The sequence below is a fragment of the Streptomyces sp. SP18CS02 genome (genome assembly GCF_036322365.1).
Taxonomy (GTDB): domain Bacteria; phylum Actinomycetota; class Actinomycetes; order Streptomycetales; family Streptomycetaceae; genus Streptomyces.
Map to the genome: position 1 here is coordinate 113,415 of NZ_JAQYXC010000269.1, position 22,990 is coordinate 136,404.

18 protein-coding genes are annotated in these 22,990 nt (G+C 72.4%); 8 read left to right on the plus strand and 10 right to left on the minus strand.

Annotation, left to right across the window (positions count from 1 at the left end; genetic code table 11):
* Window positions 1–546: 546 nt before the first annotated feature.
* From PUR26_RS09895 to PUR26_RS09905, 3 genes are all read right to left on the minus strand, one after another.
* Window positions 547–705 (minus strand): hypothetical protein, encoded by a 159-nt coding sequence (locus tag PUR26_RS09895; protein ID WP_329871236.1) that lies wholly within the window; start codon window positions 703–705, stop codon window positions 547–549.
* Window positions 706–757: 52 nt separating this feature from the next.
* Window positions 758–997, minus strand: coding sequence for a hypothetical protein (locus PUR26_RS09900; RefSeq protein ID WP_329871237.1), 240 nt, complete (start codon window positions 995–997; stop codon window positions 758–760).
* A gap of 147 nt (window positions 998–1,144) precedes the next feature.
* Entirely contained in the window at window positions 1,145–2,215 is a 1,071-nt protein-coding gene (locus PUR26_RS09905; RefSeq protein ID WP_329871530.1) for a PP2C family protein-serine/threonine phosphatase, read from the minus strand.
* 847 nt (window positions 2,216–3,062) lie between these two features.
* Here PUR26_RS09905 and PUR26_RS09910 point away from each other — a divergent pair.
* Window positions 3,063–3,308: a hypothetical protein gene (locus tag PUR26_RS09910; RefSeq protein ID WP_329871239.1), complete on the plus strand. Its 246-nt coding sequence runs from the start codon at window positions 3,063–3,065 to the stop codon at window positions 3,306–3,308.
* Window positions 3,309–4,036: 728 nt separating this feature from the next.
* Here PUR26_RS09910 and PUR26_RS09920 read toward each other — a convergent pair.
* Window positions 4,037–4,462 (minus strand): MarR family winged helix-turn-helix transcriptional regulator, encoded by a 426-nt coding sequence (locus PUR26_RS09920; RefSeq protein ID WP_329871242.1) that lies wholly within the window; start codon window positions 4,460–4,462, stop codon window positions 4,037–4,039.
* A 161-nt stretch (window positions 4,463–4,623) separates the two neighbouring features.
* Between PUR26_RS09920 and eno the strand changes: the two genes are divergently transcribed.
* The 3 genes from eno to PUR26_RS09935 all read left to right on the plus strand — a co-directional run bounded on the left by eno (window position 4,624) and on the right by PUR26_RS09935 (window position 8,769).
* Window positions 4,624–5,931, plus strand: coding sequence for a phosphopyruvate hydratase (gene eno / locus PUR26_RS09925; RefSeq protein WP_329871243.1), 1,308 nt, complete (start codon window positions 4,624–4,626; stop codon window positions 5,929–5,931).
* Window positions 5,932–6,308: 377 nt separating this feature from the next.
* Window positions 6,309–7,526: a glycosyltransferase gene (locus PUR26_RS09930; protein ID WP_329871245.1), complete on the plus strand. Its 1,218-nt coding sequence runs from the start codon at window positions 6,309–6,311 to the stop codon at window positions 7,524–7,526.
* 604 nt (window positions 7,527–8,130) lie between these two features.
* Window positions 8,131–8,769: a hypothetical protein gene (locus tag PUR26_RS09935; protein ID WP_329871247.1), complete on the plus strand. Its 639-nt coding sequence runs from the start codon at window positions 8,131–8,133 to the stop codon at window positions 8,767–8,769.
* A 943-nt stretch (window positions 8,770–9,712) separates the two neighbouring features.
* Here the strand turns inward: PUR26_RS09935 and PUR26_RS09940 are convergent.
* Both PUR26_RS09940 and PUR26_RS09945 read right to left on the minus strand, forming a co-directional pair.
* Window positions 9,713–10,417: a hypothetical protein gene (locus PUR26_RS09940; protein WP_329871249.1), complete on the minus strand. Its 705-nt coding sequence runs from the start codon at window positions 10,415–10,417 to the stop codon at window positions 9,713–9,715.
* Between the two features lie 147 nt (window positions 10,418–10,564).
* Window positions 10,565–11,719, minus strand: a complete 1,155-nt coding sequence (locus PUR26_RS09945) for an acyltransferase family protein (RefSeq protein ID WP_329871251.1) — start codon at window positions 11,717–11,719, stop codon at window positions 10,565–10,567.
* Between the two features lie 138 nt (window positions 11,720–11,857).
* On the opposite strand from PUR26_RS09945, the gene PUR26_RS09950 reads away from it, so the two are divergent.
* The gene (locus PUR26_RS09950; RefSeq protein WP_329871253.1) at window positions 11,858–13,060 is read left to right on the plus strand and encodes a nucleotide disphospho-sugar-binding domain-containing protein; all 1,203 of its coding nucleotides are present in this window, start codon (window positions 11,858–11,860) and stop codon (window positions 13,058–13,060) included.
* A 76-nt stretch (window positions 13,061–13,136) separates the two neighbouring features.
* Here PUR26_RS09950 and PUR26_RS09955 read toward each other — a convergent pair whose 3' ends face one another.
* Window positions 13,137–14,345 (minus strand): cytochrome P450, encoded by a 1,209-nt coding sequence (locus PUR26_RS09955; protein ID WP_329871255.1) that lies wholly within the window; start codon window positions 14,343–14,345, stop codon window positions 13,137–13,139.
* Window positions 14,342–15,106, minus strand: a complete 765-nt coding sequence (locus PUR26_RS09960) for a tRNA-dependent cyclodipeptide synthase (RefSeq protein ID WP_329871533.1) — start codon at window positions 15,104–15,106, stop codon at window positions 14,342–14,344. The genes PUR26_RS09955 and PUR26_RS09960 overlap by 4 nt, the downstream gene beginning before the upstream one ends.
* A 314-nt stretch (window positions 15,107–15,420) precedes the next feature.
* Here PUR26_RS09960 and PUR26_RS09965 point away from each other — a divergent pair, with 314 nt between their 5' ends.
* Together PUR26_RS09965 and PUR26_RS09970 are read left to right on the plus strand one after the other, a co-directional pair.
* Window positions 15,421–16,332, plus strand: coding sequence for a helix-turn-helix domain-containing protein (locus tag PUR26_RS09965; protein ID WP_329871256.1), 912 nt, complete (start codon window positions 15,421–15,423; stop codon window positions 16,330–16,332).
* 647 nt (window positions 16,333–16,979) lie between these two features.
* Window positions 16,980–18,545, plus strand: coding sequence for a hypothetical protein (locus PUR26_RS09970; RefSeq protein WP_329871258.1), 1,566 nt, complete (start codon window positions 16,980–16,982; stop codon window positions 18,543–18,545).
* 437 nt (window positions 18,546–18,982) lie between these two features.
* Here the strand turns inward: PUR26_RS09970 and PUR26_RS09975 are convergent, their stop codons facing one another.
* Window positions 18,983–20,800, minus strand: coding sequence for a flavin-containing monooxygenase (locus PUR26_RS09975; protein WP_329871260.1), 1,818 nt, complete (start codon window positions 20,798–20,800; stop codon window positions 18,983–18,985).
* A gap of 170 nt (window positions 20,801–20,970) precedes the next feature.
* Here PUR26_RS09975 and PUR26_RS09980 point away from each other — a divergent pair, with 170 nt between their 5' ends.
* Entirely contained in the window at window positions 20,971–21,996 is a 1,026-nt protein-coding gene (locus PUR26_RS09980; RefSeq protein ID WP_329871261.1) for an SMP-30/gluconolactonase/LRE family protein, read from the plus strand.
* A 12-nt stretch (window positions 21,997–22,008) separates the two neighbouring features.
* Here the strand turns inward: PUR26_RS09980 and PUR26_RS09985 are convergent, their stop codons facing one another.
* Window positions 22,009–22,602: a TetR/AcrR family transcriptional regulator gene (locus tag PUR26_RS09985; protein WP_329871263.1), complete on the minus strand. Its 594-nt coding sequence runs from the start codon at window positions 22,600–22,602 to the stop codon at window positions 22,009–22,011.
* Between the last annotated feature and the right edge of the window lie 388 nt (window positions 22,603–22,990).

A 22,990-nucleotide genomic window follows, 5' to 3' on the forward strand; every position in this document is an offset into this window, starting at 1 on the left:
CCCCGGAAGCCTGCCTGGCGGGCCATCTGGCGCTGGTGCGCCTCGCCTCTGCCGGGCAGGGGCGGGCCGGGTCCGGAAGGCGTCGCGCACGTGCGCTCCCCGCCGAGGCGGGTCAGGCCGAAAGGCCGTATCGAAGTGGGAGCGGACGGCTGCCTGGCGGCGGCGAGCCGGTCGATGATGCTGCCCGTTTGCCCGGCCGTGGCGGCTGGGGGGCTGGGCAGCGGAGCGGCTGAGCGGCTGAGCGGCCATGGTGGGGCGGCCCGGGTGGTGCCGTCGGGCAGTACCCGCATGCCGACGTGGGAGTGTGCGCGCTCGACGCGGACCTGGCCGAGTACCGGCGGGCCCGTGCCGCCGGGGGTTGCGTGCCGGACGCCTCTCTCGCCGCGCGATGCGACGGAGGGGATTGAGGAGGTGGTCGCGGGTCATCAAAGACCCGCGTGAGCGCCCCGGGCATCGGTAGCGCCAACCCTTTGACCTGGGACGTCAAGGTGGCGGAGGCACACTGCCCGCAGCATCGGCCGACTCGCTCCGGGGCCCGGCGTTCGGTCAGCCGCCCAGGCGGGAGCGCGAGCGCCGCTCGTTGCGGCCGGTCAATGCCCGCTCCTCCAGCCGGGCGGGCTGGTAGGCGGCCGCCCCCGGGCCGGACAGGTCGAGAACAGTGCCCGCCGGTGGATCGGGGACGCCTGGCGGTGGTCCGCGATCCACTCACGCAGCGGCCGCGGTGTCTCCGTCCGGTGCGCGGTGGGGTGTCCCTGCCTCACGCGGCCTTCAGCGCCTCGTGCGTGCGGACGGCCTCGCGCAGCTCCACGCGCGCGGCCGGGACGGAAGGGACGGTCCTCCAGTAGGGGTGCCACCAGAGCTGCGCGGACAGGCGGAGCAGTCGGCGGCGCAGCGTCGTGTTGTGGGCCGGACGGGGTGTGGCGAGGGCGCGGTAGGCGGTGTTCCAGTCGTGCTGGGCCTGCAGCAGGTCGCGGGGGAAAGCAGTGGTGGAGTCCATGCGAATATTAGATCGCATGTTCGATTTCTGTGTCATGCGGGCACGCGGGAGCGGACGGGGCGACCGGCTGCCCGATGTCACCGGATCATGAGCGTGTGCCGTCGAAGTCGAGTGGTGCGGGCACGGACATCACCGGGACTCCGAACCTCAGGGCTCGCACAGCCGTACGGCGAGGGCGGCGATGTCGTCGTCAAGGCGTCTGCTGTAGCGGAGGAGGTCGCGGTGAAGAGCCGTGAGCAGTTCGCCGGGCGGCGTCGGGGGTTGCCGGCGCATCCAGGCCGCCAGCGGGAAGAACTCGCCGTCATGGGCGCGGGCTTCGGCGATCCCGTCGGTGTAGAGGAGCAGCAGGTCGCCAGGGGCGAAGTCGAAGGTGTCGACGTTGTAGTGATCGCCGATGAGCTCCGCGAGGCTGAGCAGCGGCGAGGGGGTGGCGGGCTCGAGGACACGGAGCTTCCTGTGGTTCAGGAGCAGCGGCGGGGGGTGTCCGCAGTTGAGGATGTCGATACGTCTGCCCCCGCGCGGGATCTCGACGAGAAGGGCGGTGGCGAAGCGCTCCATCGGCCCGTCGGGGGGAAAGGCGGCGTTGTACCGGGTACTGCTGGCGTCCATCCTGCGTGCGACGTCGATCATGTCGGCCTCGCCGTAGGCCGCCTCCCGGAAAGCGTTGACGATCGCCGCGGCCGCCCCCACCGCCGGCAGGCCTTTTCCCCGTACGTCACCGATGAGCAGCCTGACCCCGTACGGCGTATCGACCACCTCGTAGAAGTCCCCGCCGATGCGGGCCTCCGCCGCGGCGGCGAGGTACAGGGACTCGATCTCGACGTCCCCGAAGCGGCGCGGCATGGGGCTCAGCACCACCTGTTGCGCCGCCTCGGCCACGAGCCGCACCTGGAAGAGAGTGCGCTCCCGCTGCAGCCGGACATGGCTTCCGTACGCGGCGGCCACGGTTACCGCGATGATCCCCGCGGCCGTCCACCAGGTTCCGAGATCGGGAAAGACGAGGCTGAGGCCGATCATGAGAAAGAGGCAGACCGTCCCGAGCAGGACGGTGGGCAGGACCGGCCACATGGCGGCGGCCAGGGCCGGCGCGGCGGGCAGAAGGCGGCTGAAGGCCATGTCCGGCGGAGTGGCATAGGCCAGGCTGGCGATGACGATGGTCAGAACGACCGGCGACAGCCGCACAAGCGACCCCCGACCGTAGCGCCGACGGAGCCGCATCCGTACAGACTCGATCACAGTCCCTAGGATATCGGTGCAAAAGGGGGATAACGCTCCGACGGGCAGCGTCGCCTGCCCACCTCCGCCTCCAGAGCCGATGGGCGCCTTTGTGCCCGCGTGCCCAAAGATCCTTGCACTGGTCAACCTTTACGGACACAGGGCGCCTGCCGCCGGAGGGCCGGGTACCTTCCCCGAAGGGCGGTACGTCGGCGAGGGTGAAGTCCAGGCGCAGCCGGACGAAGCGCGGGCGCGGCACCGGATGCCGTGTGATGGCAGTGCCGGTGCTGATCTCCGCGACCGGCTCGGGAACACGACCGGGCCGGGTCGAGGCCCTCGCGGCTGCCCCTGGCGCCGCTGCGCCACACCCCGGCCCCGGGGGTGGCCGGAGCCGGCCTCGGTGAGGCGCTCGGCCGACCGGCGGGCGGCGTCCGGCTGCGGCGGCGTAGGACCGCTCGGCCGGGGCCCGGCGCCCTCCGGGGTCCCCGACGGCAGCCGCCCGCCGAGCAAGTGGCGGGGGCTTCTCACAGCCCGTGCAGTCGGGGTGTCCATTTCCACCTGGCCCCCCTCCGCCTTCCGAGCGAGATCCGGTCGGCGAGTGCTGCCGCGCACCACGCCGTCACGGCGCGCCATCGCCCAGCACCCGGGCCGGCCGCGCTCGCGGCCTGATCGGCACCACCTGACCGGGTCCGGCCATGGCAGGCACGGGCGCCGAAGGAAGGGCACGGCCGGCCGCGACACGGGCTCAGGGGTGGGCCGGCGCCCTCACCGGCCGCTGTAACACCACGCGGTTGTGGCCTGCCGTTCGGATTCCGCCCGGGCCCCGAACGGCAGGTCCTACGATCTGCACATGAGCGACATCCCGAAGCAATGGACCGTGCGCCATTTCTCGCAGGCCAATCCCGCCGGCCCGGGCTGTGACAGTGTTCCGGCCCTCTTGCGACGGCTGGCCGATTCCGTCGAGTCGTTGGGCCCTGCCGACATCCAGGACGTGGTGATCGAGTCGGAGGCGACCGAGCACGGCCCCTGGTGGTCGGGCACCGTCTACTTCCACCTGCCGCAAGACGCCTCCCCCGCTCACGAGCAGGGCCGGTGACACAAGGCCCGGCGCGAGCGGGAGCGCCCCCCGGGCCTCGACGGCATGCCGACATCTCAGCCCGCCAGCCGGCGCCGTCACGGACCAGGGCACGGAGCCCCGGACGGAACGGAATCCCATGAAGCCGCAGGTGGACGTGTTCTGGGTCCGCACCTGCCGCGGTCGCCACGACGGCACCCGGGTCAGAGCCCGGAAGCACGCCTCCTCGCGTCGTTCACCTGGACTCAACGCACCCCGGGCAGGCGACGCAACGCATTGATCTTCACTCCCGGGCAAGGAGGAGGTGCCCCAGGGCCGCCTGCGCGGCAGGATCGCGGTGAGGCGTGAGGCCGGCCGCGTAGGAGGGTGTGGGCGCCCGCCATGCCGACTGCCGCCCACCGGGCGGGCGGCAGCAGATGACAGGCGGGTGGCCAGGGCAATGTTCACGACCGCGATCCAGGCCGCCGTGAAAAACGGAGTGCGGGTGCCCCCGAGGGCACAGAAGCCGCGTAACAGCGGGTGCTGGGCGGAGAACGGGATGAGCCCGAGCCCGAACGCCTGCAGCGTGTTGCCCAACGGCGGACCGGGTCGGCGTCCGGCGCTCCGTGCGCAATCAGCAGCGCCGAGATCCGCGGCCCCCAAGCGAGGGAGAGGAAGGCGGCCGGCACGACGGCCACGCCGCTGATCCTCAGCGCCCGGGCCGGGTCCGCCCGCAGATCCGGGATGCGCCCCTCAGCGATGTGGCGAGACTAGTGGCGTGTGGCGAGCCGCTCCAGCAGGGCGGCGCTCCGTGCCAGCAATGTCCGCTCCTCATCCGTGAGTTCGGCCTCAATGGCCTGCGCGAGCCAACCGACCCTGCGGCCGCGCTCCGCTTCGAGGGCGGCCCGGCCCGCGTCCGACAGCTCGACCAGCGACTTGCGGCCGTCCGTGGGATGCGCCCGGCGTGTGATCAGGTTCTGCTCCATGAGCAGCCCCACCGCCCGGGCCATCGACTGGGGGCGTACGCGCTGATCGGCGGCGAGGTCGCTGGTGGTCATGGCGCCGTGGCGGTCGAGTGCACCGAGCACGGCGACCTGACCCAGCGGGATGCGGTCCTCGTGTGTGACGCGTCGGGTGAGCTTGCCCATCGCCGTGCGCAGTTCGGCGGCGATGGCGGCGGCTTCCGAGGTGGGCATAGGGCACTTTACCCCGCTGGTCGGCAGAGCCGTGCACCTGACCTGCACAGCAACGCTGAACAGCCAAACTGATCAGCATTGCTGTATGGTTTTTCTGTCGGGCTCAGCGCCAACGTCGTCGCAGCCGAAGCCACGGCACACGACAACGGGAAGGACCTTCCATGTCCGCAAAGGCCGCCGGAACCGTCAACGCCACCATCGAGACCGTCACCGCCCGCCGGATCATCGACAGCCGGGGCAACCCCACGGTCGAGGTCGACGTCGTCCTGGCGGACGGTTCCCTGGGGCGCGCGGCTGTCCCCTCCGGCGCCTCCACCGGTGCCCGGGAGGCCGTGGAACTGCGCGACGACGACTTCACGCGCTGGCACGGCAAGGGCGTCGACCGCGCGGTGTCCCACGTCAACGGGGAGATCGCGGCGTCCGTGCGCGGCCGGGACGCGGCGGACCAGACGGGTCTCGACGCCGCGTTGGTCGCCCTCGACGGCACCGCCACGAAGTCCCGGCTGGGCGCCAACGCGATACTCGGCGTCTCCCTCGCCGCCGCCAAGGCCGCCGCCGCGGCCCACCGCCGGCCCCTCTACCGCTACCTCGGCGGCGCCGACGCCCACCTCCTGCCGCTGCCGATGATGAACATCGTCAACGGCGGCGCCCACGCCGACAATCCGTTGGATTTCCAGGAGTTCATGATCGCGCCCGTGGGCGCGGAGACCTTCGCCGAGGCCGTCCGCATGGGCAGCGAGATCTTCCACACCCTGCGCCGCGATCTGCTGGCCGCCGGTCACTCCACGGGCGTCGGCGACGAGGGGGGCTTCGCGCCCGCGCTGCGTACCGCCGAGGAGGCGCTCGACTTCGTGATGACCGCCATCGAGCGCACCGGCTACCGCCCCGGTACGGACATCGGCCTGGTCATGGACCCCGCGTCGTCGGAGTTCTTCCGCGACGGGGTGTACGACTACGCGGGCGAGGGGGTGCGCCGCACTCCCTCCGAGCACGCCGACCACCTCATCAAGCTCATCGACGCCTACCCGGTCGTCTCCGTAGAGGACCCGATGGCGGAGAACGACCTGGACGGCTGGCGCGAGCTGACCGCCCGCGTGGGCGACCGCTGCCAGCTCACCGGCGACGACGTGTTCTGCACCAATGAGACTCTGCTGCGCGAGGGCATCCGCACCGGTGTCGGCAACTCGGTGCTGGTCAAGGTCAATCAGATCGGGACCCTGACCGAGGCACTGGGCGCGGTGGCCACGGCCCACGAGGCGGGCTGGACGGCTGTCATGTCGCACCGCTCGGGCGAGACGGAGGACACCACCATCGCGGATCTGGCGGTGGCGACCGGCTGCGGTCAGATCAAGACCGGCTCGCTCTCCCGCTCGGACCGCACGGCGAAGTACAACCAACTGATCCGGATCGAAGAGGAACTGGGCGACTCGGCGCGCTTCGCGGGCCGCTCGGCACTGCGTCGGATGTGAACAGCCGGCAGGGGCAGAGGTCAGGCGGGTCCCCCGGTCAGGGGGGCCCGCTCGCGCGTCGCGAGAATCCGCACCCACTCGGCTCGAAGGCGGCCATGACCGACGACGGCTTCGGCACCGGCCGGGACGGGAACACGGCGTACGTGTCATCACTCCCCCGACCGACGATGTCACCATCTGCCCGAACGCCACCATGACCGGCCTGACCTCCAGCCGGGCAGTACCGGACCCGGCACCTGGACCGTCACGGTGGATGCCGGCGCGACCGGCCGGGAGCCCTCCACCCGCCGTGAACGGGTCCGGACGGTCATCACTCCGGGCCGTACCTCATGATGGGGTGCCTGACCAGGGAACCATGGAAAGAGGAGAGGCACGAAGTGCGTGTGCTGTTGTCGACGTATGGGTCACGTGGGGACGTCGAACCACTGGTGGGACTCGCGGTGCGGTTGCGGGAACTCGGCGCGGAGGTGCGGGTGTGCGCGCCGCCGGACGAGGACTTCGCGGAGCGGCTGGCCGGGGTCGGCGTACCCATGGTGGGTGTCGGGCAGTCGGCGCGCGCGCTGACGACCGGGGCACCGCCGCCGTCGAAGGGCAATCTGCCCCAGCGTGCGGCCGAACTGATTGCCAGTCAGTTCGAGGTAATACCCCCGGCGGCAGAGGGGTGCGACGTGCTGGTGGCGACGGGGGCGATGCCGGCCATCGCCGGGGCTCGGTCGGTGGCCGAGAAGCTGGGCATCGGCTGCGTGTCCGTGATCTTCCAGCAGCTGACCCTGCCCTCGCCGCAGCGCCCGCCGCTGGCGTACCCGGGGCGGCCGTTCCCGCCGGAGGTGTCCGACAACCGGGCACTGTGGGAACTGGACGCCCGGAGCATCGACGCGCTGTTCGGTGAGGCGCTCAACACCTGCCGGGCGTCGATCGGCCTGCCCCCGGTGGACGGGGTCCGCGACTACGCCTTCGGCGACCGGCCGTGGCTGGCGACGGACCCTGCGCTGGACCCGTGGCTGGAGACGCCGGACCTCGACGTCGTACAGACCGGCGCGTGGGTGCTGCCGGACGATCGGCCGCTCCCGGCGGAGCTGGTGGCCTTCCTGAACGCCGGCGAGCCACCCGTGTACGTGGGCTTCGGCAGCATGGCCGTGCGCGCGGGGGAGGACGCGGCCCGAGTGGCCATCGAGGCGGTCCGCGGGAAGGGCCGCCGGGTCCTCGTCGGGCGTGGCTGGGCGGATCTGGGCCTCATCGACGACCGGGACGACTGCTTCGCCGTCGGCGAGGTCAACCACCAGCAGCTGTTCGAGAGGGTGGCCGCCGTCGTGCACCACGGCGGCGCGGGTACGACGACGACGGCCGCTCGGGCCGGCGCTCCCCAGGTGGTGGTGCCCCAGTTGGCTGACCAGCCGTACTGGGCCGGCCGGGTGGCCGAGCTGGGCATCGGCGTGGCCCACGACGGTCCGGTGCCCACCGTCGAGTCCCTGTCGGCCGCGCTCGGGACGGCCCTGGCTCCCGAAACCGCCGCCCGGGCGAAGACCGTGGCCGGCACGGTCCGCATCGACGGAGCGATGCAGGCCGCGAAACTGCTGGTCGGCGCCGTCAGCTGAGAAGGCCGGGCGGGTCGGCGTGAACCACGCGGACCCGTCCCTCCGCCGGCAGTGTCCCGCGCCGGCCCGGGCCGTTCCTGGTCGGGGCGTTGGCGTGGTCCGTGACAGCCGTCGGGGGACCTGTCCGGCCAGGCAGCAGCGTCCACTTCGCCGCGTGGACGCGCTTTCCCGCGCCGGTGCCCCGCCGGCCGCACGGCGCTCACGAGGTGATGCGGGGATCGCCGGGTGTGAGCCGGTCGCCTCCACGGGTCCGGACAGCGGTGGCGTCGCCGCTGGGACAGCGGGGGGCATCGTCGGCGCGGTACCACTTCTCGTGCACGGCGATCCGGCCCGGTGCGAACTCCGCGCGCACCGTGTTGTGCCGAACGACGAGCCCATGGGCCGGCTGCCGCGGCGTGAGGGTGCCGGTGCCGCCGAGTCGCTCCCCCGCGGCCGAACACCGCGTGGCCGAACACCGCGCGGCCGGCGGCGATCTGCCGGTTCTGGGCGGGCTCGCCGCCGTAACAGCCTGGGGGCCGGTCGGCGTCGACCGTCCACAGCCGCGTGCCGGTGCGGGCCCGGGCCGGTTTTCCTCGGCGTGCCGGCCCTGGTAGAACACTGACCTGTGGGTATCCAGGAGCGCGACCGCAAGGTGTTACGGCCGCTGCGGCGGGCCGGCCTGGAGGTGATCCCGGACGCCGTGCCGGACGGCACGATGCCGTTCGTCGCCGGATACCGGGCCGAGGACATGGCCGGCGGATTCTCCCACCGGTACGACACCCCACGGCTCGTCGAGCGGCTCAACGAGGACTGGTACGACCTCGCCGTCTCCTCGGGACTCCTCGATGACCGGCGCGAGTTCCTCGTCCAGCTCCCCCAGGGCACCCGCACGCACCAGGCCGCCCTGCGCGACCCGTACAGCGGCAGCCGCACCGCGCCGTACCTCTGGGCCCGGGTCCGCCTCCTGGACCGTTGGGACATCATGGGCCGGGGCGCGGCATCGGCGTTCCTGGGCGTACACGCGGGCCGTCCGGGCTTCGCCATGATGGCTCTCGACGGCAGCGTGTACGTCAAGGCCTCGACGGGCGAGATCGGCGTCGACGTGATCGCGGTGCGCCACCCGGACCGATCGGAGAACATCCTGCGGTATCTGGAGGGGATCGGGCTTCGCGACAGTCCCTACGTCGACCGCGAGTTCAAGGAGCGGATCGCCGTCTGGCTCGCGGGCCGCTCAGGGTGTGCCGTCAGCCGTTCGGACGCTTGACGTCGCGGCGGGCCCTTTCTCCGGGCGGTCTTCCTTCCGCCCCGCACCGCCGCCAGTGTCTCCTTCTGCCCTGTCCGCCTGTCGATCTCGAATCCCCGATCTCAGCACTCAACGTTTCTGCCGGCGCTGGAGCCGACGCCGACGCGCGCTTCGATTCCGCCCGTTCTGCGTCACCATGGGCGACTCCTGGCGGCCGGGGCCGTGCCCGCGACGGGCGGCGCTCCCCCGGACCGTCCCACCCGGCAGCGGAAGGTTCGCCGTGACACCACGGCACTGGTTCCGTCGGTCCGCACCGGATGTCCGCCGTCCCTCGGGGGATTCGCTCCACCATGTGGCTGGGACCGGAAGCGCGTCCTACCGTTCTGTCCTGCGGACACCCGGCGCGGCGGCCTTCTTCCTTGCCGCGGCTCCGGCCCGGGTCGGGGTGGCCATGGCGGGTCTCGGCATGGTCTGGCTGATCCATGCCACGTACGGGTCCTTCGGGGTGGCCGGCCTGGTCGTCGGCTCGTTCGCAGTGGCGGAGACCCTGTTGGGCCCGCGAACGGCTCCCCTCATGGACCGTTTCGGACAGCCGCGCGTCCTCATCCCTCCGCTGTGCGCCCACGCCGGAGCGATCGCCGCCCTGGTCGCACTGGCCGTGCCGGGAGCGCCCGCGGTGCCCCTGATGTCGGCAGGCTTCGCCGCCGGGGCCACCCTCCCGCCCTTCGGTGCGCTGTCCGCGGCCCGCTGGTCGGCGTTGCCGCGACACCGGCCACCGTGCGACACCGGCCACCGTGCCGTGCCTCTGATCCCGTCGCGGAGCGTGCGGTTGCCCAGCGGAGCGCGCAAAGCTGGACGGCCGATCCGCCGGGGCCGCGGGCAACAGGGCCCAGCCGCGCCAGGACGGGGCAAGCGGGCGGTTCGTGACCGGCCTGCCGGAAAGGTACGGCCGGTGCCGCCTGGGTCAGGCCTCCCACGGCGTGAGGCAGTCCTCCAGCGCCGTGCGGTGCGAGGCCGGGAGGTGATCGCCCAGTGGCGTCTTGCGAGGGCTGTGCGCACCTTCGCAGATCCAGGCGCGCTCGTCCCCGTCGTACGACCAGGGGGCGGCTCCCCACATGGGGTGGCCCTTGAGGAGCCGGCGGGCCAGTGGCTCACAGGCGTGGGCGGCGCCCTGGGCGACGAGCGCCTCCTGGACCCGGGTGACGGCTCCCGCCGGGACGTTCGTGTCGCCCAGGACCGGCAGCAGCAGGAGCAGCCGGGCATGCGGGTCGGTCACGCCTTCCCCGTCCCCCGGGGCGTCGAGGAGTGCGGCGAGCTCGGCCCAGCACAGGCCCGGGCCGATCCGGTCCGCGTCGGTGCTGGCCAGGACCAGCTCGTTCGCCCGCCAGGCGGGGTGCACGAGGAAGAAGTCCGTGGAGGTGTACTCCTCACCGTTGTTGTAGTGCACAAGGACGGTGTGTCCGCCCGCGAGCGGGATGCGGAACATCGGCCAGGCGGCCTTGTCGGCCAGGCGGTCCAGCATGACTTCGACGTCCGCCACATCCACACCGAAGGACTCCACCAGCGCGCCGTCGTACAGGTCGGCCAGATGTGCGGCCCAGAACTCCGGCTCCGCCAGCAACGGCAGACCGTCCACGACGGGAGAAGAGGCATACAAGCGCCTTGCCATGACCATGGCTCTATTGTCGCGCCCGCTGAGAGCGTCCGTTCCCCCGCCGAGAGCGTCCGTTCCCCCGCCCCAACGCCCGGCGCCCGGGAAGGCGGCCGCCCGGGGTGGCTGCATCGGCGGCCGGGGCGGCCCGGGCTCACCGGGCGGTCAGTGGGGCGCCACCGGTCGGCCCGTCGGTGCCGCCGCCGCGAGCCGCTGCCTCCTCATGCCGCCGGGCTCCGCGAAGCGGCGCATGCACGGCCGTTCGACCGCGATGTACAACAGCCAGGCCAACGCCACCGAGGCCATCAGACCACAGCACATCGCGAGCGGCCCGAAGTCCTTCTGCCCCAGAAGCCGCAGGCCCTGGTGGACCGCCAGCAGTGCGCAGGTGTGCGTCAGGTAGAACGCGTAGGAGATCTCGCCGAGGAAGAGCATCACACGGGTTCGCAGCAGGGAGGGGGCGTGGTGAAGGTCCGACACCGCCGTCGACCGGATCAGCAGCGCCGTCGGGATGATCCCGGCCGCGGCGAAGGTGAAGGCCGGTGGCAGGACCAGGGTGCCGACCGTCAGGGCGCCGAGCAGCAGCGCCGCGGCGGCGCGGACGCCGGCCCGGCGCGGCGGGGCGACGGGGGAACGCAGTCCGGCGGCGAGGAGCATGCCGAGGACGAACTCGGGGAGCCTGCACGGTGGGAAGAAGTAGACGAACCACGTCTGGTGGGCGGGCAGTTCGAGCGGAAAGCCGGGCAGCCGCGGGCCGTCGAAGACGGAGGAGACGACGGGGCACAGCCAGACCACCGCGGCCGCGCCGATCGCGGCAGCCGTGAGCCGGTGAGCGGGGATGCGGTTCACCAGGCGCAGCAGCAGGGGGAACATCAGGTAGAAGAAGACCTCGCAGCACAGCGACCAGGAGATGATGTTCCCGGCCATGAGGTGGTCGGGAACGGGCAGCCAGGTCTGCACCAGCAGGATCCCCGGCAGGAAGTCCGTCAGGGTGAAGGCGCCGGCGAGGCCCGCCGCGACCGTGAGCGCGGTGACGGCGGCCCATGCGGTCAGGTGCCCCGGGTAGACCTTGACGGCGCGTCGGCGCCAGAAGGCGCGCGGGGTGTCATCAGGTCTCGCCGAACGGGTCAGCACGAAGCCGCTGAGGACGAAGAACAGCGAGACCCCTGCCGGGCCGAGGGCGATCAGCACCGGCAGGGCCTGCCCCCAGGGCGCGGGGTTCAGGAACGCGGCGTGCGACAGCCACACCCCGAAGGCGGCGGCGAACCGCAGCCCGGTGAGCGACGGAAGAGTCGGAACGCGGTGGTTGGACGGCGACATCGGCGCTCCTCGCGCGCAGGGAACTGAACGAAGCCTGCATAGCAGTCCTAAAACGGCATATCCGGACTCTTGATAGATTGCCGCGTTACGGTGCTCTCATACCGCACCCCCGTCCCTCCCCTCCCCAAGGAGTTCGACGTGCGCATCGTCGTCGCAGCCGCACCCGGAATGGGGCACCTGCTGCCTGCGGTTCCGGTGGCGTGGGCCGCCGTGTCGGCGGGTCACCAGGTGCTGGTCGCCACCACCGGTCCCAGCCTCGACATGGCGCAGCGCCTCGGGTTCGCCGCCGTCGACGTGTCGGACGACGGCGAGGCGTACGCCGCGTACCGGCGGCTCGCCGCACGTGAGATGGAGACGCGTCCCGACGGACACGACCTCTCCTCCGCCTGGCGGCGGTTCGCGGATCCGGGAGAGGACACGGACCGACCGGACGACCTGCTGCTGCACCTGGTGGCCTGCACCGTCGACCGGACCGCCAGGGTGATCCGGGACTGGGGCGGCGATCTCGTCCTGTACACCACGTTCCTGTGCGGCGGTCAGCTCGCCGCCTCCCGCGCCGGGGTGCCCTCGGTACGGGTCGGGATCGGTCTGCCCCACCCCGACTTCCCCGGCCTGCATCCGGAGCGGCCCGCTCCGTCGGCCGCCGTGCTCGATGTGTGCCCGCCGAGCCTGCGTCCGGAGGGGGCGGGCCGGAACGGGTGGCCCCTGCGCTTCGTGCCGTGCAACGGTGGCGGCGTCCTGCCCGGCTGGCTCCAGCGGCGAGCGGTGCGCCCCCGGGTCTGCGTGACCTGGGGGTCGGTGCTCGACCAGCACGGCATGGGACCCACCCTCGACGCCGTCCTGGCGGCGCTCGAACCCACCGGAGCCGAGGTCGTCCTCGCTACCGGCTCCGCCACCGGTACCGACGGGCCGCTGCCCGCCAACGTCCGGCGGGTCGGCTGGGTGCCGTTGAGCGCGCTGCTGCCGGGCTGTGCGGCCCTGATCCACCACGGGGGGTCAGGCACCACGTTCACGGCCTGCGCCCAGGGCGTTCCGCAGTTGGTCATTCCGCAGGTCGCCGACCAGCCGCTCAACGCACAGGCCGTGAGCGACGCGGGCATCGGCGTCGCGATCCCCCGCACCAGGCCCGGGGTGCGCGAGGTGCGCGACGCGCTGGAGCGTGTGCTCGACGACCCGGCCGTGCACCGGGCCTGCGAACGGGTGCGGCTGGAGATCGCCTCGATGCCTCAGCCGGGCGACCTTGTGCCGCGCCTGGCCGGACTCGCGCCGGCCGCCGACAGGCCGCCCGCCCCCGCCGCGTCGCCCGTGCCCCGGCCCGCGGAAGCCACGCCCGCCCCGTGACCGACCGTGCCGCCGCGGACCGGTGGGGCCGGGCCGGCCGACCGCGGCACGCGACGTCACACCACCTCCCGGCACGTCACCAGCAGACCGGAACCTTCGCCGGACGGGACAGCACCAGGTCGTCCTGCCACGGCAGGTCGTCCTCGGCGACGGTCAGGAACAGGCCGGGGAACCGGCGGAACAGCGCCGCGTAGGCGGTGGTGAGGAACACCCGGGCGAAGGAGGCGCCGAGGCAGAAGTGCGGGCCCGCTCCGAACGTGGCGGTGGCGTCCTCCGCCCGGTGGATGTCGAACTTCTCCGGATGGCGGTAGTGCCGTGGGTCCCAGGTGGCGCCCAGCATCGGCGCGCAGACGCCCTCCCCGCGCCGGATCCGCACTCCGTGCAGCGTCACGTCCTCCAGGGCCATCCGGGGCAGACCCAGGACTCCGTTGTGGTGGTAGCGCAGCACCTCGTCCACGGCCCGCGGCCACAGCCTCTCGTCGGCGACGCATTGTTCCAGCTGGTTGCGGTGGAGCATCAGGGTGACCGGTCCCGCGGACAGCGGGGGAACGAGGGGCTCGGAGCCGGTGACGAGCAGATAGCAGACGGTGCCGTGGAGTTCCGCGTCGCTGATCACCCCTTCGGCCTCGGCCGCGATCAGCGAACCGATCGGCCCGGAGGTGTCGCCCCTGGCGCGCTTGTTCTTGACGATCTGCGAGGTCAGGTCCATGGTCGCCGCGGTGGCCGCCTCGACGTCCAGGGCGGTGACGCCAAGGCTCGCCTGGGTGCGGAAGGCGTCCAGGTAGTCGGCGCGCGACCGGACCGGGACGCCGAGGATGTCACAGCTCACCCGCAGCGGCAGCGGGCCCGCGTACGTCTCCACCAGATCGGCCGGATCCGGACCCGACGCCATGGCGTCGAGCAGCGCTTCCGCGTGCTGGGCGATCATCGGGGCGTGCCGGGCGGCGGCGCCCCGCGTGTAGTGCGGCGCGAGTACCTGCCGGATACGGCTGTGGTCGGCGCCGTCGACGTTGAAGATGCCGCCGGGCACCGCGGTGAAGTCCTCCCCGACGAATCTGGGGCAGCCGGGGCGGACCAGATCGCGGGAGAACCGCGGATCGGTGAAGACGGAACCGATGTCGTCCTTGCGCGTGATCATCCACACCTGGGTGCCGCTGGGCAGGATCACCGGGCACACGGGGCGGTGCTTGCGTGCCCACGCGATGGCGGGCGGTGGGGTGCCGAGCCGTCCGGGCGGAAGGAACGGGTAGGCCAGCGGCGGAGTGAAGTCGTCGGCGCGGCTCATGGTCTGGCGCCCCTCTCGGTCGGCCCGGCTCCGGGCAGGGCCGGCGTGAGCACCGCGAACCCCTGCCCGTCGCTGGGGCGCACGGAGCCCGAGCGTCCCAGGATCAGCGGCGTGAACGGTTCCATCTCGCGGTGGTACACGAACACCGACGAATCGACGTCGAAGATCGCGGGGCTGTCCAGCAGCAGCGGAAGCTCGGCCAGCGGGTAGCTGACCGCCCCGTCGATCTGCCGCTCGCTCGGCTCCTCGGACGTGTGCGTGCGCACCGCCGCCCGCGCGGTTTCCCGGCAGGCGAAGCGAATGACAGGGTCGTGTGCGTAGTCCCGCCGCACCCGTTCGTGCAGCCGCGCGTACGCGGGACGGTTCGCCAGCGTCGTCCAGGTGTGGACGTGGCTGTGGGCCTCGGCGACGCCGCAGTCGCGCAGGGCGCCCAGAGCGGCGTTGCGCAGTTGGTTGGTGGCGCGGCGGGCCCGGTGGACCGCCTCGCGGGGTTCCAGGCCTGCACTGGTGAGCGTGTGCGCGGCCTCGTAGCCGGGGACGAACACGTCAAGGTGCTCGAAGCGGGTGTGGCACCAGGCCAGCAGACGGCGGATCAGTGGGGGCTTGTAGTACCCGTTGAAGGGGCTCAGGCCGATCAGCACGTGCTCGCGGCGGTCGAGTAGACGACGGTCCCGTTCGGAGAGGGTGCGGGCGGCGAAACCTGGGAGGGGCACGTCGGTGCCCGCGGTGCGCCCCTCGGGCGGGGCGATCTGTGCATGCATGAGCGTCACAAGGTGATTCTTGTGGCGGAGCGCTGATTCGCCGCCGGACACACGCGGCCTCGCACCGCAACCCTCCGACCGGACGCGCCGCCGTGGCCGGACCGCCCGAGCGGCGTTCGCGGGACGCGCGGCCGGGCGTGCGGACGGGGTGGGCGACGTGTCGGCCCTGAGCGTGCCCGTCCCGCACACCTGCCCGGCTGCCGCCCCACAGGTGTGTCAGGGCAAGCGGCGGAGAACCCCTCGCCACCGAGAACCACCGGCTCGTACGCCCCGGCGCTTGAGTCTCCACCGGCTGGAGGGTCCAGGATCTGTCCATGGAAGACGAACGCCCCGATCCGCTCACCATCGGCCGGCTCGCGCACCGCACCGGAATTCCGGTGCGGACCCTGCGCTTCTGGTCGGACGAAGGGGCGGTGCCACCCGTGGCCCGCTCCGCGAGCGGCTACCGGCTGTACGACGCCGGGTCCGTGGCCCGGGTCGAGCTGGTCCGCACCCTGCGGGAGCTGGGCCTCGGGCTCGATGCCGTGTGCCGCGTCCTCAGCGGCCGCACCACGGTCGCCGAGGTCGCCGACGCGCACGTGGCCGCGCTCGACGCGCAGATCCGCTCCCTCAAGGTGAGCCGGGCCGTCCTGTCCACCGTGTCGAAACGTGGATCGACCGCCGAGGAGACAGCACTGATGAACCGGTTGGCGCGGCTTTCCGCCGCCGAACGCGGGCAGATCATCGAGGAGTTCAAGGAGGAGGTGTTCGGCGGCCTGGACATCGACCCGCGCCTGCGTGACCGCATGCGCACCTTCAGTGTCGAACTTCCCGACGACCCCACATCCGAGCAGGTCGATGCCTGGATCGACCTGGCCGAGCTGGTGCGGGACCCCGGTTTCCGTGCCCGTATGCGCACCATGCTGGAGCTGAGCACCCCGGTCCCGGGGCGGGGCCGTCCCCCCGGGGCGTCCATCTGGTGGGCCAGGCAGGTCGTGGGGACCGTCGCGGCGGCCAGGGAACGCGGGATCGCCGCTGAGGGGCCGGCAGCCGGCGAAGTCCTCTCCCAGCTGTTCGGGAACGACGATCGGGCCGCCGTGCTGTTGTGCCTGGAGGCCGGGATCGAAGCCGGTGCGGAGCGTTACCGCAGGCTCGTCGCCCGCGTGCGCGGACAGTACGCGTCTGCCGACGCGACCGAGGAGCTGGAGTGGCTGGCGCGAGCCCTGCGTGCCGCGGTCCGGACCTGACCGGCCGTACCGCGGCCGCGACCAGGGTGATGAGCGTACGAGCGGCGGTCAGCGGAGTCACCGGCCGAGGGATCCCGGCCGGAGGAACCCCGCACGGCCTTCGGAAGGCCGAGAGGTCGAACTCCTTGAGCCCCCGGCCCGGGCGGTTCGGTCCGGCGAGAGCCCGCTCCTCCTCTTCTTCGGAGAGGTGCCCTGCGGGACCGTGCGGTCCGCCGTGCGGTTCCGAGGCGATGACGCTTCCGCCGTCACCGTGAAGGACGTCGAGCCACTGCGGACATCTCTGCCGGCAGCCGGTCCGGGCAGCGCACAGGACGGTCGGTACGCGACCGCGCTGACCGCACCTCGCCCTCCCCGCAATGCCGAACAGAAATCGAAACCCTGTACTCGTACGGGTGATCGGCTCGGAGCATCGGCATGAATCGTCGAACGGCATGGGCAGGACCCGGCCGGAACTCTGGAGCGGCGGGTGGCCGGGCTTCGCCCGGGCGAGGGGCCGTGCCGGGGAGGCACCGCCCGGGCGTCGACCGGCTGCATGGGGTGGTCACGGCGTGGCGTCGTGCGGTCGGCGCCCTGCGCCGGGGCCGCCGGATGGCGGATGATGCCGGACAGCAGTTCCGGGTGTTCGGTCGAGCGGAGAGGGGCGGTTGATGTCGCAGGCCGATGTGGAGAGCGAGCGGGTGACGGGGCGGGTGTGGACCGTACGACTGGATGCCGCCGGGCGCGGTGTGATGGCGGTGAAGGTCAGCTGCAGCCGGCCCGCCTGCGCACCGCGGCGTCTGGGCTCCGTCGCACAGGGCCGGTCGTTCGCCGCTGCCCATCTGGGAGCTCATCTGCGGGCGGCCGCAGGACCACGACGGGAGGCGGCGTGCGCGTGCCGGGCCGCAGGCTGCCAGGCGCATACCGAGGGGGCCGCCCAGGGGCACGCGGACGCGGCCTGGCGGTGCGGAGGGGCGACGGTGCTGGCCGTGGTCACCGACCCGGCCGGTCGCTGGTGGCGGGCGTGGGAGTGCTGTTCACGCTGCGCTGCCGCCCATCCCGCCGCCCAGGTGGTGGCCACCGCTCCTCCTGCGACGGCCTCCGGGACCCCGGACGGGGGCGAAGCTCCCGCGCGGGCCGGCGAGAGCGGGGTGGGGGCCCCGGTCTTCTCGGCAGCTGAGCCGACACCACCCGGCGGGAACGTGCCTGGCGGCGAGCGGCTTCCCACGGCCCGGGCCGCCGCGCCCGCGACGAGGCCGCGTCGGCCCAAGCGGTGGGGGAAGATCGCGCAGCGCCCGGTGCCGCACGATCTGCGGCCGGTGGCCCTGCGCGACGAGCTCATCGAACTCGGTGACGCGTTCCGTGCCTACCAGCGGTCCAGCGAACCCGACTTGGCGCTCCTGGCCGACCTGCACGAACGCAAGGCGAACGCCTTCACCGTCTGGGCGGACGTGACCGGCGACAAAACCCTGCGTGCCGAGGCACTGCGCGCAGAGCAGGCGGCGGCCCATGTCCGCCTTCAGCACGAGCAGCGCACCGGCCAGGGTGCCGAGGGGGCGGTCGCGCGCGTGCTGACCGCGCCGGGCCAGTGGGAGCACGCGCGGGCCGTACTCGCCCATGTCCGCGACCACGCACCGGTTGCGGGCCCGGAGGGGCGCCTGCTGGTGCTCATGCTGACGCTGCGCACCGCACGCGACGGAAGCGGCAACGTCACCGGCCAGGACCTGACCGGCTGGCCGCTCGGCGACGCGGAACAGGTCCTGCGAGAGGTCCTCGACACAGGCTGGCTGCGGCTGCCCGGGACCGTGACCGATCTCCTGGCCTCGGGCTCCGACAACCCCACCCACATCGTCGTGCCCTCCCTCCTCCCCCACGACGAGGGCCGCGGCCCGCTCGGCTTCGGGAAGACGACGCGGGCCAAGCTGTCCGGATGGGCGCAGAAGGTCGTGGGGGAGCGCAAACTGCGCAAGAAGAAGCTGCCCGCCGCAGGGCGGCTCCTCGCGCTGGCCTGCGCCGCGCACAGCGACGCCGAGGGGCGTCTCGGGGCTTCCGGACAGGGCCTGGAGATCGAGACGCTGGCCGGGCTGTGCGCCGTGGACACCACCGAGCTCCGCGAACTGGTGACACAGCTGATCGCTGCCGAGTGGCTCACTGACGTCTCGGTCACCGGCACTCATGTCACGGGCCGGCTGTGCGAGCGGGTGCTTGCCTTCGGCTGCCCTGTGCCGTCCCCATGAGCCGTCCGGTCCTCGCCGGTCGCGCCCGTGCGCCCCGGGGGTCACCGCACGGACGCCGCGGCCGGCCGAGGTCGGTCGCCGTCGCCCGCGCACGGCACCGGCCGCCACGGAGGCGGGGCATCCCGGGCGTTCCGCCGGTGGCGCCGTCGGGAGGGGGCCGGGCCGCCTGTCGAGGGAGCACCATGTGAGAAGTCCCGCCCCGCGACAGCGGGACGGGACCGTATGGAGCGCTGGGCAGGCCTTGCACCTGCATTTCCCCACAGGAAGCGGGGTGTCTTTCCTTGGACGACCAACGCGTGGACGACAGTTGCCGCAGCGACCGCCTCACATGATCCACTATAGCCGAGTCACCCCTCTGCCCGCGACCGCCCCGTGCGAAGGGGCGACGCGCCGACGGCGGGCGGGAGCGCCCGCCGCCCTGCGCGGGACGTAACCGGTCACACCCCCCGGTCGCGTGCGGCGGTCTTCGCGTGGAGCACCTCGTCCATGCTCTCTTCTCGCCACCGGTGCAGCAGCTCGTGGAAGGCGGGGGCTCCGTGGGGATAGGCGATCGGACCGTTCGGCCGGCCACGCCCCTCAGCGTTGTAGTAGCCGGGCGTGCACTCGGCGTGGAACCACTCGTGGTCTGCGGCGCCCTGGGCCAGAGCGGTGATCCAGGCGTCCTCGCTCGCGCGGGAGGGCTCGATCAGGGCGTGCCCCGCCTCGGCCGCGGCGACGAGCGCGGCGGCGTGAACGGCGTGCTCGTCCAGTATGTGCGTGTAGTTGACGCTGCTGGCGCTCTGCACGCCGCCCAGCTGGATCAGGTTCGGGAAGCCGTGGCTGGTGAACCCGTGCAGCGTGCGCGGCCCCTGCTGTCGCCAGGCGTGCTGCAACTGGACGCCGTCCCGGCCGTACACGGGCAGTCTGCCGGAGTGGATGCCGGAGACGCCGACGGAGAATCCTGTGGCGAAGATCAGGCAGTCCAGCTCGTACTCGGTGTCACCGACCACGACACCGCGCTCGGTCATGCGCTCGATGCCGTGGGTGTCGGCCGTGTCGGCCAGGGTGACGTTGGCACGGTTGAAGGTCTGCAGGTACAGGTCCGAGAAGGTCGGCCGCTTGCAGGCATACCGGTACCAGGGCTTGAGCTTCTCCGCGGTGTCCGGGTCTGCGACGATCCGATCGACCCGGGCGCGGATCCCGTTCATCTTGACGGCGTCGGCGACCTCGTAAGAGGCCTCGAAGACCGCCCCGTCCGCCGGGCGGTGGAAGCTCGGCAGTAGCTTCTCCAGCAGGCCGGCCGACCCCGTCCACTGGTCCGCCACGAGGTCCTCGTCGACGGACCCGCCCGAGACGATGCGCAGGAAGTTGTCGCGGCGCTCGCGTGCCCAGCCGGGCCGGTCGGCGCCGACGTCCTGAGCGGTGGTGCGCCGGTTGGCGCGGACGTCCACGGTGGACGGGGTGCGCTGGAAGACGTGGAGGTGCTCGGCGTCCTCGGCCAGCAGCGGGACGACCTGGACGGCGGTGGCGCCGGTACCCACGATGCCCACGCGCTTGTTCGCGAGGCCGGTCAGGCCACCGTCCGGGGTGCCGCCGGTGTAGCCGTAGTCCCAGCGCGAGGTATGGAAGGTGTGGCCCTTGAAGTTCTCGATGCCGGGGATGCCGGGAAGCTTCAGCTCGGACAAGGTGCCGGTGGCCGTGACGACGTAGGAGGCCTTGAACTCGTCCCCGCGGTCGGTCGTGACGGTCCAGGACCCGGATGAATCGTCCCAGGTCAGCGATGTGACCGTAGTGGAGAACAGAGCGTCGGCGTAGAGGTCGGACTTCTCCGCGATGCGCACCGCGTGGCGGCGGATCTCCTCGCCGGGCGCGTACTTCCACTCCGGGACGTATCCGGTCTCGTCGAGCATCGGCAGGTAGACGTGCGACTCCACGTCGCAGTGGATGCCCGGGTACCGGTTCCAGTACCAGGTGCCGCCGAAGTCGCCTCCCTTGTCGATGACGCGGACTCGCTCGACGCCCCGCTGGCGCAACCGCGCTCCGGCGAGGATGCCGCCGAAGCCACCGCCGATGACCGCGACGTCCACGCGGTCCCGCAGCGGCTCACGCTCGGCCGCCTCGCCCGCGTACGGGTCTTCGGCGAAGTAGCCGAACCGGGCGTCGGCGCCGAGGTACTGCCGGACGCCGTCGGGCCGCACCCGCCGTTGCCTCTCGAACAGGTAGCGCTCCCTCAGCCCGGCAAGGGCTTCTACGGGCAAGTGTGACGCATGCGTCATATGGGGGCCTCGTTCCTTCCGCTTCGCTGCCGTCGAGCCGCCGTTCCGCGAACTGGGCGTGCAGACAGGGGACTTGAGCAGCCGTGCACTACCGTAACAACTAACCGGACAACATTGTCCGGTAGCTGGGAAGTCGCTTCCGCATCTTTCGGACAGAAACGGTGATCGACATGAGAAGACTCCCGACCCGCCCCCTCGCCTCACTCGCCGCCCTCGGCATGCTGACGCTCACCGCGTGCGGCGTGGAAACCGCCGGAAGCCCTGCGGACGCGGCGGGCCGCCCCGTCGGCGGCAGGACGATCCCCGCGCACGCGCTCATGCGGCTGACGGACGTACACGAGCAGACCGGGATGACCCTGCTGGAGGGACCGACCTTCGACGAGAACGGCAAACTGCTCGTTGTCGACGTCACCGCGCCCAGTGGCGAGCCGAAGGTGCTGCGCGTCGATGTCCGGGAAAGGACCGGGCAGGCGCTCCACACCGACGACCGCGGCACGTACACCTCCGCCCAGTTCAGCCCACACGACGGACGCGTCTACCTGACCGACTTCTCCCACGGCGACATCGTCAGCCTGGCCCCGGACGGCACCGGCCGGCGGGTCTTCTTCTCCGGCGAGGTCGACGGAACGCCGATGAACCCCGATGACCTCGCCTTCGACCGGGACGGCAACCTGTACGTCAGTGACTCGGTCGGCATGTCCGAGGGCAAGGCCACCGGCCGCGTGGTGCGCATAGACCGGGACGGGAGGAGGGCCACCGTCCTGGCGGACGGCCTGTCAGCACCGAACGGCATCTCGTTCGACGCCGACTACCGAGGGCTGTGGTTCAGCGAGCTGACGCAGAACCGCATCTCCTACCTGCTGCTGGACGGCGAGGGCCGAGTGGCGTCCCGGCACACCGCGATCCGGGTCGACGGAGGGATCGCGCAGACCGACTCCATCGCCGTGGACGCCGACGGCAACCTCTACCAGGGCCTGCACGGCCGGCCCGCGATGGCGGTGTACAGCAAGCACGGCGAGCACCTGGCGACCGTGGAGATTCCCGCCCGCGCCGCGCAGGGACTCGAGTCGGCGACCAACGTGGCCATCACGCCCGGCGGCAAGCGGGCCTACATGACCGTCAGCGGGCCTGCCGGCGGCTACCTGTTCGCCTTCGACGCACTGGCTGAAGGGGTCCGCCAGTCCAACGGCGGCTGACACAGCCCGGGCTCACCGCCCGAAGGGCCGCACCGGTCCCACATCGACACCGAGGAGCCGCCAGGCAGCCAGCGCGCGGCGCTCCCTGTGCTCGCGCGTGGGGCCGGCCACAGCACCGGACACCATGGCGACCGCGATCATGAGGTCATCGGGCCGGGCGGCGAGCGGGTGCCCGGCCGGCAGGTGCTTGCGCAGGGCCCGCTCGACCCTCCGGGAGAGAGGTACGGCGCAGTCGGGGACACCGGACCGGCGTCCCGCCCCGTCGGCGTGCAGCACGCTGACGAAAGCCGCCGACTCCGTCTGGTGCCAGGTAAGGACTCCGAGAAGCCGGGCGATGTCCGCGCCGTCGGCTGCCGACGCCAGCTCGATCTGGCAGACGTTCTCCTCCAGGACGGCGATCACCACTGCGGCGCGGTCGGGGAAGTGCCGGTAGAGCACGCCCTGACCGACGCCCGCCCTCTTCGCGATGGCGGACAGCGGCACGTTCAGCCCCTGCTCCGCGTAGATGACCCGGGCTGCGGCCACAAGGGCGGCCCGGTTGCGGGCACCTGCCCTGGGCCCTTCGTTGGCGGGCTGCCTCTCATGCGGGAGGGGTCGCTGCGTCACTCCCTGAGGATATACGGGCGGTGACCTCGCGAGAGCCGGGAGCATCCGCTGCACCGGCCCGTTACCGGCAGAGGCAGGACCAGCTCCGCACCGACGGGGAGTGGAGTTCGCCGCCGCCGCGACATCAGGACGCCGGTGTCGGCCTGAGTCATCTCGGCCGGTTGCCCGTCGGCTTCGCGACGCACCGGCCTTTGCGCCCTCACCATCAGCGGTGCGCTTCTCCAGGGGGTGCCGGGAAAGTCCCGCCCGGACCGCGACGCCCTCCGGGCGGACGCCGATACTTCCCGGACTCCACTCCCCGTCGGTGCACCACTCCCCGGGGTCCGTTCCCCGGACGGACGGGGCGGGCCGCGCGGCAGACCTGGTGCGCGGGCGGAGGCCGGGACGG

Bases quoted from the DNA above. Each gene is read 5' to 3' on its own strand.
- PUR26_RS09900 (WP_329871237.1), bottom strand. From the start codon at position 997: ATGGACTCCACCACTGCTTTCCCCCGCGACCTGCTGCAGGCCCAGCAC.
- PUR26_RS09905 (WP_329871530.1), bottom strand. From the start codon at position 2,215: ATGCGGCTCCGTCGGCGCTACGGTCGGGGGTCGCTTGTGCGGCTGTCG.
- PUR26_RS09910 (WP_329871239.1), top strand. From the start codon at position 3,063: ATGAGCGACATCCCGAAGCAATGGACCGTGCGCCATTTCTCGCAGGCC.
- PUR26_RS09920 (WP_329871242.1), bottom strand. From the start codon at position 4,462: ATGCCCACCTCGGAAGCCGCCGCCATCGCCGCCGAACTGCGCACGGCG.
- eno (WP_329871243.1), top strand. From the start codon at position 4,624: ATGTCCGCAAAGGCCGCCGGAACCGTCAACGCCACCATCGAGACCGTC.
- PUR26_RS09940 (WP_329871249.1), bottom strand. From the start codon at position 10,417: ATGGCAAGGCGCTTGTATGCCTCTTCTCCCGTCGTGGACGGTCTGCCG.
- PUR26_RS09945 (WP_329871251.1), bottom strand. From the start codon at position 11,719: ATGTCGCCGTCCAACCACCGCGTTCCGACTCTTCCGTCGCTCACCGGG.
- PUR26_RS09955 (WP_329871255.1), bottom strand. From the start codon at position 14,345: ATGAGCCGCGCCGACGACTTCACTCCGCCGCTGGCCTACCCGTTCCTT.
- PUR26_RS09960 (WP_329871533.1), bottom strand. From the start codon at position 15,106: ATGCATGCACAGATCGCCCCGCCCGAGGGGCGCACCGCGGGCACCGAC.
- PUR26_RS09965 (WP_329871256.1), top strand. From the start codon at position 15,421: ATGGAAGACGAACGCCCCGATCCGCTCACCATCGGCCGGCTCGCGCAC.
- PUR26_RS09970 (WP_329871258.1), top strand. From the start codon at position 16,980: ATGTCGCAGGCCGATGTGGAGAGCGAGCGGGTGACGGGGCGGGTGTGG.
- PUR26_RS09975 (WP_329871260.1), bottom strand. From the start codon at position 20,800: ATGACGCATGCGTCACACTTGCCCGTAGAAGCCCTTGCCGGGCTGAGG.
- PUR26_RS09980 (WP_329871261.1), top strand. From the start codon at position 20,971: ATGAGAAGACTCCCGACCCGCCCCCTCGCCTCACTCGCCGCCCTCGGC.